Below are 5,658 nucleotides of genomic sequence, written 5' to 3'. Positions count from 1 at the left end.
GTTCAGCGGATTCGTTGGGATGCAGAACCTGGCCCGCATGCTGATCGAGGCGGTCACCGGCTGGAGCTTTAAGGGTCAGGACGTCCTGCGCACCGGCGCCCGCATCCTGAACATGCGCCATGCCTTCAACCTGCGGGAGGGCTTCAAGCCGGCCGACTTCGTCATCCCGCCGCGCGCCATCGGCGTGCCGCCGCTCCAGGCCGGCCCCCTCGCCGGCGTCACCATCAACGCCCAACGCCTGGCCGAAAACTTCTTCCACTTCATCGGCTGGGACATGGAAACCGGCAAGCCCAGCAAGTACTCCCTGGAACACCTCGGCGGCATGGATGACGTCGTAAAGGACCTCTACGGATAATTGAGCGGCAGGGAGCAGGCCGGCCGGGTTCGTACCGGCCGGCCTGCCCTCGTCCGGGGAACCAGAGGCATCCATGAAGGTCACGGTCAAGTTTTTTGTGCCCCTCAATCAGGAGGTCGGCATCAACCAGACAGAGGTCGAACTGCCCGAAGGAGTCACGGGCACAGAGCTGCTGGATCATCTGGCCGAGCAGTTCGCGCATATTCGGCCGGCGCGTGAGCGTTTCCGCCGGCGAAGGGTCTATTTCCTGGTCGGGAAAGAATTCATCGCTCCCGACGTGCCTTTGCAGGACCAGCAGATCATCGTCCTGATTCCCAGCGGCAGTTGCTGTCATCCGTAACAGGACCAATGGAGCGGTATTCCATGAAAACCATCCTCATTACTGGCGGCGCCGGCAGTGTCGGCAAAGAACTGACCTTCAAATTGGTGGCCCAGGGCCACCGCGTGCGGGTCTTCGACCTGCCCATCTGCGATTACAGCGAGCTGGAGCATCAGGCCGGCATCGAGATCTTCAAAGGCGATATCCGCGACCCGGGCCTGGTACAGGACGCCGTGCGGGGCACCGACATCGTGCTCCATCTGGCCGCCATCCTGCCGCCGGCCAGCGAGCGCGATCGGGCGCGCACCTTCGGCGTCAACGTCGAGGGTACCCAGCGCGTCGTGGAGGCCATCCAGCAGACGGGCGGCACCAGCCGGCTCATCTTCGCCTCCAGCGTCGCCACCTACGGCGATACCACGACCTCCACCCCACCCATCCGCGTCGACCATCCACAGCGCCCCATAGACATTTACGGCGAGAGCAAGGTGGCCGCCGAACAGGTTATCCTGCAGGCCGGCATCCCCTACACTATCCTGCGCATCTCCGGCATCGTCATCCCGGCGCTGATGGACCCCCCAGACCCCTATCCCTTCACCGCCCAACAGCGCATCGAGCTGGTCTGCAGGGCCGACGTGGTCACCGCCCTGCTGGCGGCCGTTGACAACGATGCGGCGGCGGGTAAAATATTGAATATCGCCGGCGGTCCCTCCTGGCAAATGTACGGCCACGAGTACGTGGAGAAGGTCTTCCCCATCCTGGACATCCCCATCGAGGATGCCCATTACCGGGAAGAGCCCGGCTGGAGCGATTGGTACGACACCGCCGAATCGCAGGCGCTGTTCGCCTATCAGAATACGCCGTTCGAAGTATACCTGGATCAGCTTGAGAAGGCGGTCCTGGAGGCGTTGGGATAAGGATATGCAGGTCAGGGTCAAATTCCTGCCCCCACTGCGGGAATCGATCGGCCACGATGTCATCGTGATGGAGTTGCCGGCCGGCGCCACCGTGGCCCAACTCCTGTCGCGACTGCGCGCCCAGTTCCCCACCGCCAACCAGATGCTCGAAAACGTGCTCTATATGGTCAACTACACTCGCGCCCAATCCAACACCGTCCTGCAGGAGGGAGATGAGGTCATTTGCTTCAAACTATTGGGAGGAGGATAACCCCTCCTGACGGCGGGTTTCCGCGCCGCGGAAATTTGACATTTCCGCGATAGTATGGAATAGTATGCCGTGTGGCCATGAAGAGCCTGGGGAACCTTTCCCCCAGGCTCTTTTATTGCCCTTCGGCAAAATGAGATTTTCCTGGCTGTAGGCAGTAAAAGGGGAAGACGAATGACCGTAGACATTCAGAAAATTCGCAACATCGGCATCATTGCCCATATTGACGCCGGCAAAACGACCGTGACGGAACGCATCCTGTTCCACACCGGCAAAACGCACCGCATCGGCAATGTGGACGAGGGCACTACCGTGACCGACTCCATGCCGCAGGAGCGTGAGCGCGGCATCACCATCCAGTCCGCCGCGGTGACCACCGAATGGAAGGGACATCAGATTACCATCATCGATACCCCTGGCCATATCGACTTCACCGCGGAGGTTCAGCGCGCCCTGCGCGTCCTGGACGGCGGCGTGGTGGTCTTTGACGGCGTCGCCGGCGTCGAGCCGCAGTCCGAAACCGTCTGGCGGCAGGCGGATCGCTATCGCGTCCCGCGCATCTGCTTCATCAACAAGCTGGACCGTGCCGGCGCCAACTTCTGGTACGCCCTCGAGACCATCGAAACACGCCTGGGCGCCCACCCGCTTGCCATCCAGATGCCCATCGGCTCCGAAAAGGCCTTCCGCGGCATGATCGACCTGGTCGAAATGCACGCCTACCTGTATCCCGAGCCGCACGCGGAACCGGTCACGGCGCCGATCCCGGCCGAACTGATGGAAGAGGCACAGGCGCGCCGCGAGGCGATGCTGGAACTGCTGGCCGACGTGGACGACGAGGTTGCCGAGCGCTATCTCGAGGAAGCAGAAATGTCCCCGGACTTTCTGCGCGCGGCCATTCGCCGCGCCACCCTCGCCGGCGCCCTGGTCCCTGTGCTGTGCGGCACGGCCCTGCATGATATGGGCGTCCAGCCGCTCCTGGATGCGGTGGTAGCGTATCTGCCGGCCCCGCAGGACATCGAACCCATGTCCGGCCGCATGCCTGAGACGGGCGAGGAAATCGGCTGTGACAACGATGCGTCCCAGCCTCTGGCGGCGCTGGTTTTCAAGGTCAACACCGACCCGTACGTCGGCCGGCTGGCCTATATCCGGGTCTATGACGGCGTCCTGCGCCGCGGCGAAACGGTGGCGAACCCCGCCACCGGCAAGAAGGAGCGCATCGGCCGGCTGGTGCGCATGCACGCCGACCGCCGCGAGGACGTGGAGGAGATCTCCGCCGGCGACATCGGCGCCATCCTCGGCATGAAGATCGCCACCACCGGCGAGACCATCTGCGCGCCATCCCGTCTGGTGGTGCTGGAGGAAATCAGCTTCCCCGCCCCAGTCGTGCATCTCGCCATCGAACCGAAGACCAAGGCGGACCAGGACCGGCTTTCCACCTCGCTGGGCGCGCTGGTGGATGAGGACCCCACCCTGCGGGTGCGCTTCGACGAACGCACCGGCCAGACCATTCTTTCCGGCATGGGAGAACTGCACCTGGAAGTGGTTGTGGATAGACTGCGCCGCGAGTTCAACGTCTCCGCGCGCGTTGGACAGCCGCAGGTGGCCTACTGTGAGACCATCACGCGGCCGGCGCAGGGCGAGGGCCGGCTGGTGCGCCAGACCGGCGGCCGCGGCCAGTTCGCGCATGTCATCCTGGCGGTGGAGCCACTGCCGTCCGGCACGGGCAACGTCATCGAGAACCATATCGTGGGCGGCGCCATCCCGCGGCAGTTCATCCCGGCGGTGGAGGCCGGCATCAAAGAGGGCCTGGCTATGGGTGCCCTGATCGGCCAGCCCCTCATTGACATCAAGGTTTCCATCCTGGACGGCCGCTTCCATGAAGTGGACTCCTCGGAGCAAGCCTTCCGCACCGCGGCGGCCATGGCGCTGAAGGACGCTGTCCTGCGCGCCGGCCCCATTATCCTCGAACCCATTATGAAGGTGGAGGTCATCGCGCCCGAGGAATATATCGGCGGCATCCTGGGGGACCTGAGCAGTAAGGGCGGCACGGTCATTGGGCTGGACCCGCGCGTCGGCGGTGTGCAGGGCATCATCGCCCACGTGCCGCTGGCGGCCATGTTCGGCTACGCCGGCAACCTCCGCTCCATCACCCAGGGCCGCGGCACCTTTGTCATGGAATTTGACCACTATGCCGAAGTGCCGGCGAAGGTCGCCGAAGAACTGCGGCGAGTGGCGTAACCCCAGCACAACGGCGTGCTGGACTTTTCCAAAGGGCCTGGCAGGTTCTGCCAGGCCTTTTTTCTTTTACAGCCCGTACGGTCAAACATTCGTATTGCCAAAACTTGACAATCGTGTTATAATAACAGTAGTGTGGTCATCGCGATGGTCTGTTTGTCCCGCCCCGTGGAGGAAGTGGCATGCGCGCCCGGCTACTCCTGTTCGCCTCGCTCGGAATCTGGATCATCTTCGCCCTGGCCGTCGCCCTCGCCGGCATCGGACCCTTTACCTATGCAGTGGTCGCACCCGCGCCGCTTGCGCAGTCCACCAGCACACCTACCCCTACTGCCACGCCGGCCGCCATCGTGGACCTCTCCCTACTGCCCCCCACCTATACTGCCTACATCGGTGAGACCTTCGCCATGACGGTGCGCGTCGACGCCGGCCCCCAGTACCTCGACGGCGTTGATATGCGGCTGAACTACGATACATCGAAACTCATCGTTACCAACATCGTCGGGGGCACCGACCTGCCGGTCGAACTGGCCAAAAGTATTGACAACAGCGGACCGGTCGGCGTAGCCCGCTACTCCGCCGGCCGCCACCTGGCCGGCCCCATCCCCAACGGCACCTTCACGCTCTGTACCGTCTACTTCCAGGCGGCCGGGGTCTCACCCAGCACGCCGGTCACCTTCGACCCAGTCAACACGGAGGCGGTGTTCGCCGGCGAATCGGTGCTGGACGAATTAAACGATGCCAGCGTGCAAATCCTGGACGCCACCGCCACCCCCACGCCGGCGTGCGATATTATCCATATGGAAGCGGAAGACGGCGTGGTCACCCCACCTATGGTCATCGTCTCGCCCGGCGAGGTCAACGCCTCCCGCTGTGATTACGTGCATACCCCGTTCGGCTACGGCGCCAACGGCTATGTCACGTTCAACTTCACCATCTCCTCCCCTTCCCAGTACGTCATCTGGGGGCGCGCCTGGGGCCTGACCACCACTGGCGCGGACTCCTTCTGGGTCTCCGTGGACGGCGGGCCGGAATTCCGCTGGAATACCATGCTCGGCGACTGGTACTGGCAGAAGATCGCCGATGCCAACACCGGCATACCATATGTGGTTTGGTTTGACGCCGGCCCCCACTCCATCCGCATCCGCACCCGCGAGGAGCAAACCCGCCTGGATGCCATCGAAGTCGCTCAGAACATCCCCGGCTGTCAGCTCCTCTACGTGGAGCCCTGTACCGCCCTGCCCACGTATACACCGACGGCGACCTCATCGCCCACGCCCACACGGACGTTCACGCCCAGCGCTACGCCGACCATCACGCAGACGCCCACGCGCACCCCAACCTACACGCCGACGGCGACGTTCACGCGCACTCCAACGCCGACGCTGACGCATACGCCAACCTACACACCCACCCACACGCCGACCAACACGCCCACCCCGACCGACACGGCAACGCCCACGGACACACCGACGCACACCGCCACGCCGACCGACACCGCCACGCCGACGGCCACCCATACGCCGACCAATACGCCCACCCAGACCGACACGGCCACGCCCACGGACACACCCACGGACACCGCCACGCC

6 protein-coding genes are annotated in these 5,658 nt (G+C 64.0%); all 6 read left to right on the top strand.

Features of this window, described 5'->3' with window-relative positions; genetic code table 11:
- Positions 1-19 precede the first annotated feature (19 nt).
- Entirely contained in the window at positions 20-355 is a 336-nt protein-coding gene (locus tag H5T60_10860) for a hypothetical protein (protein ID MBC7242931.1), read from the top strand.
- 73 nt (positions 356-428) lie between these two features.
- Positions 429-695, top strand: a complete 267-nt coding sequence (locus H5T60_10855) for a MoaD/ThiS family protein (protein MBC7242930.1) — start codon at positions 429-431, stop codon at positions 693-695.
- Positions 696-718: 23 nt separating this feature from the next.
- Positions 719-1,588 (top strand): NAD(P)-dependent oxidoreductase, encoded by an 870-nt coding sequence (locus H5T60_10850; GenBank protein ID MBC7242929.1) that lies wholly within the window; start codon positions 719-721, stop codon positions 1,586-1,588.
- A 4-nt stretch (positions 1,589-1,592) separates the two neighbouring features.
- A complete protein-coding gene (locus tag H5T60_10845; GenBank protein ID MBC7242928.1) occupies positions 1,593-1,838 on the top strand; it encodes a MoaD/ThiS family protein in 246 nt (81 codons plus the stop codon).
- Between the two features lie 171 nt (positions 1,839-2,009).
- Entirely contained in the window at positions 2,010-4,073 is a 2,064-nt protein-coding gene (gene fusA, locus H5T60_10840) for an elongation factor G (protein MBC7242927.1), read from the top strand.
- A 179-nt stretch (positions 4,074-4,252) separates the two neighbouring features.
- Positions 4,253-5,658, top strand: a 1,406-nt coding sequence (locus H5T60_10835) for a hypothetical protein (GenBank protein ID MBC7242926.1), incomplete at its 3' end; no start/stop codon positions are given.

The organism is Anaerolineae bacterium (assembly GCA_014360855.1).
Lineage (GTDB): Bacteria > Chloroflexota > Anaerolineae > JACIWP01 > JACIWP01 > JACIWP01.
This window is presented reverse-complemented; position numbering and strand designations above follow the sequence as displayed.

Excerpts from the sequence above, each read along its gene's own strand:
- H5T60_10860 (MBC7242931.1), top strand. The coding sequence starts at position 20 with ATGCAGAACCTGGCCCGCATGCTGATCGAGGCGGTCACCGGCTGGAGC.
- H5T60_10855 (MBC7242930.1), top strand. The coding sequence starts at position 429 with ATGAAGGTCACGGTCAAGTTTTTTGTGCCCCTCAATCAGGAGGTCGGC.
- H5T60_10850 (MBC7242929.1), top strand. The coding sequence starts at position 719 with ATGAAAACCATCCTCATTACTGGCGGCGCCGGCAGTGTCGGCAAAGAA.
- H5T60_10845 (MBC7242928.1), top strand. The coding sequence starts at position 1,593 with ATGCAGGTCAGGGTCAAATTCCTGCCCCCACTGCGGGAATCGATCGGC.
- fusA (MBC7242927.1), top strand. The coding sequence starts at position 2,010 with ATGACCGTAGACATTCAGAAAATTCGCAACATCGGCATCATTGCCCAT.